This is a genomic window from Moorena sp. SIO4A1 (assembly GCF_010672065.1).
GTDB lineage: Bacteria > Cyanobacteriota > Cyanobacteriia > Cyanobacteriales > Coleofasciculaceae > Moorena.
This window is the reverse complement of the sequence record NZ_JAAHHX010000497.1, coordinates 1-1763: the sequence shown is the minus strand read 5'-3', so window position 1 is coordinate 1763 and position 1763 is coordinate 1. Positions and strand designations below refer to the sequence as shown.

At 39.4% G+C, this 1763-nt stretch carries 1 protein-coding gene and 1 pseudogene; one reads left to right on the top strand and one right to left on the bottom strand.

All coding sequences use genetic code 11. The annotated features are described in order from the left end of the window. Nucleotides 1–21 precede the first annotated feature (21 nt). A pseudogene (locus F6K53_RS46285) lies at nt 22–986 on the top strand (ISAs1 family transposase). 52 nt (nt 987–1038) lie between these two features. Here the strand turns inward: F6K53_RS46285 and F6K53_RS39855 are convergent. After that, nucleotides 1039–1763, bottom strand: a 725-nt coding sequence (locus F6K53_RS39855) for an SDR family oxidoreductase (protein ID WP_293085552.1), incomplete at its 5' end; no start/stop codon positions are given.

Below are 1763 nucleotides of genomic sequence, written 5' to 3'. Positions count from 1 at the left end.
GGAAATAAAGGATTTTTAGCAATTGGAGATTGGATTTCAAGTTACCGTGAGGAGTTAATTGACCTTCTCAAACCTCCGAAAAACAGGCTTCCTTCTTACAGTACTGTACGTCGTGTCTTATTGTATATTAATTACGAAGAGTATTCGATGTGCCTTGCTAAATTCTTCAATGTACAACCAGCTTGTGGAGAAACCATTGGCTTAGACGGTAAAGTCCTTAAAGGTTCATATCAGATTGAAAACGATAATCCCAATTCCGACTCCCACCCAGCAATTATGTTGGTCAGTTCTTACATTGTTGAGCGGGGCTTGATTTTAGAACCCTTTGAAGTTGATGCCAAAACCAACGAAATTAAAGCTTTACCAGAGTTGCTTAAGAAACTGGCTCTAAAAGGAGTTGTCTTTGCCTTTGATGCTATTAATACCCAAAAAAAACTTGTGAATTGATCGTCAACAGTGGCAATGATTATATAGCTGCTTTAAAAGGTAACCAACCAAGTCTGTTTCAAGATGTTAAAAAAAATTTTATACCAGAATTTACTTGTGCTCAAATAAACAAAGGACATGGTCGAATCGAAAAGCGCAATGTTAGTATTTGTCAAAATCTTGATTGTATCCGTCCTTGGCCTGGACTAACCACTTTGATTCAAGTTCAATCAGAACGACAGGTGTTTACACATAATGTAATTGAAGTTACTACTCAGACTCGTTATTATATTTCTTCTTTAAGTTTAACAGCCCAAGAATTTGCTGAACGTATCCGTGGATATTGGGGTGTCGAGAATAAAGTACACTATGTTAGAGATGTTACTCAAGGCGAAGATAAATCCAGAATTCGCACTAACCCTCTGCCTAAAATTTTTACTATAGCTCGCAATTTTACACTCAATTTATACCGTGACCACATGTTTGAAAACATGGCACAAGCTCAACGACTCTGTTCTTTTGGTCTAGACACGCTTAAGCAACTTTTTAGAATGAAATAGCCCTGGGGTAAACCCCCTTTTTTTAGACATATAAGATGCACCCTTTTCAAGCCTAGTTGTACTGATTGCGTCCAGCCATCACACCACCATCAACATCCCAGACCGCGCCAGTTACCCAACTCGCTTTTTCAGAAAGTAGATAAACCACCGCTTCAGCAACATCGGTAGGTTTTCCTACTCTGCCAATGGGATGGAAACTATTGAATCCTTCTAGGGCAGAATGGACTTGTTCTTTGGGGATGAAACCTTCGTAAATGGGAGTTTCTACTACCGCAGGAGATACGGCATTAACTCGAATATTATATTTGGCTAGTTCCATTGCTAAATGTTGGGTTAGGGAATGTAAACCAGCTTTAGCCATAGAGTAGGCAGAAGACGGAGTAGCTTCTATCGCTTGTTTCGCCCACATCGAGCCAATATTAACGATTGCACCAGCCTTGCCATTCTTAATCATATTTTTGACAATTGCCTGAGTGATGAAAAAGGTTCCTTTATTAATATCCAAGTAGAGGTCATAATCCTTTTCTTCATACTCAATGAAAGGTTTAGGAAGAAAGACTCCTGCTGAATTTACTAGTAATGTGGCATCACTATGAGCGCTATTTAAACGATCAATTAAAGCATTCCTCATCTCTGGATCAGAGATATTAGCTAACTCACCCACTACCGTTCCATATTGACTAAGTTCCGTTACTGCTTCTTCCAGTTTAGGCTGACGTGAGCCAATTAAAACCGCAGCACCACCCTGCTGAAGAATTAATTGAGCAACCGCTTTAC